This is a genomic window from Ensifer sp. ZNC0028, from assembly GCF_000799055.1.
Taxonomy (GTDB): Bacteria; Pseudomonadota; Alphaproteobacteria; order Rhizobiales; family Rhizobiaceae; genus Ensifer.
On sequence record NZ_JTLA01000142.1, the window covers coordinates 1 to 1084 of the forward strand.

At 65.1% G+C, this 1084-nt stretch carries 1 protein-coding gene and 1 pseudogene; both read right to left on the reverse strand.

Annotated elements, in window-relative coordinates; all coding sequences use genetic code 11:
- Positions 1-65 precede the first annotated feature (65 nt).
- Positions 66-941: a CDP-diacylglycerol--serine O-phosphatidyltransferase gene (pssA, locus tag L981_RS29355; protein WP_052202086.1), complete on the reverse strand. Its 876-nt coding sequence runs from the start codon at positions 939-941 to the stop codon at positions 66-68.
- A gap of 9 nt (positions 942-950) precedes the next feature.
- A pseudogene (locus tag L981_RS29360) lies at positions 951-1084 on the reverse strand (phosphatidylserine decarboxylase family protein); the annotation flags it as partial.

Below are 1084 nucleotides of genomic sequence, written 5' to 3' on the forward strand. Positions count from 1 at the left end.
AAATGAGAAAGGCCACCGTGTCGTCACGGTGGCCTTTCTCTTTTTGCGTGTCGTTTTGGTCTCGGTCAGTCCTTGTCGCCGGGCAAGCCGTCGCCGCCGGTCGAAGGATGGACCGGCCAGTCGCCGCCATACTTGCGCTGCCAGGAGCGCGCGCCGAAGGGCAGCGTTATCAGATAGCCGAGCGCCGTTACCGCCATCGTTTCCCAGGTATAGGTCATCAGCGTCGCGACGTAGAAGACGACGCCGAGGATGGCCGGCAGGACGAGGTCGCGGCGAACGCGGCTGTTCTCCGACTTGCCGGACCAGACCGGCAGGCGGCTTACGAGCAGGAAGGCGATCAGCACAGTATAGGCCGACGCGATCAGCGCGAACGTGCGCTCGGGAGCAAGGCCCAGGAGACCCAGGTAAACCGGCAACAGCACGAGCATGGCGCCTGCGGGCGCCGGCACGCCGACGAAGTATTCCGACTGCCAGGACGCCTTGACCTGGCGCTCCGCCATCACGTTGAAGCGCGCGAGCCTCAGACCCATCGCGATCGCGTAGACCAGAGCCGCGATCCAGCCGATCGAGCGCGCCTGATCGAGGATGAAGACGTAGAGCACGAGGGCCGGCGCGACACCGAAGTTGATGATGTCGGCAAGCGAATCCATCTGGCCGCCGAAGTTCGACGTCGCCTTCAGGGCGCGCGCGACACGACCGTCGATGCCATCGAGAAAGGCGGCGAGCAGCACCATGGCAACGGCAAGCTCGATGCGGTTTTCAAAGGCGAGCCGGATGCCCGAAAGACCGGCGCAGATCGCAAGCACGGTAATGAGATTGGGGATCATCAGCCGCAGCGGGATCTCGCGCAGCCGTGGGCCGCGCGCGGTATCGCTCGAGCCGTTCGTGTCCTCGGACACTTGCGGCGCTTCGATCGGTTTTTGCTGTTCAGAGCCTTCCATGGACACTCCTTATGCGCGGCGGCTGATGACCGGGCCCTTGGCCGAGCCAAACTCGGCAAGCACCGTTTCACCGGCAACGGCAGTCTGCCCGACGCTGACACGCGGCTCGGCGCCGGCCGGCAGGAACACGTCGAGGCGCGAGC

What these genes read in the sequence shown, in the direction of transcription:
- pssA (WP_052202086.1), bottom strand. Translation starts at nt 941, where the DNA reads ATGGAAGGCTCTGAACAGCAAAAACCGATCGAAGCGCCGCAAGTGTCC.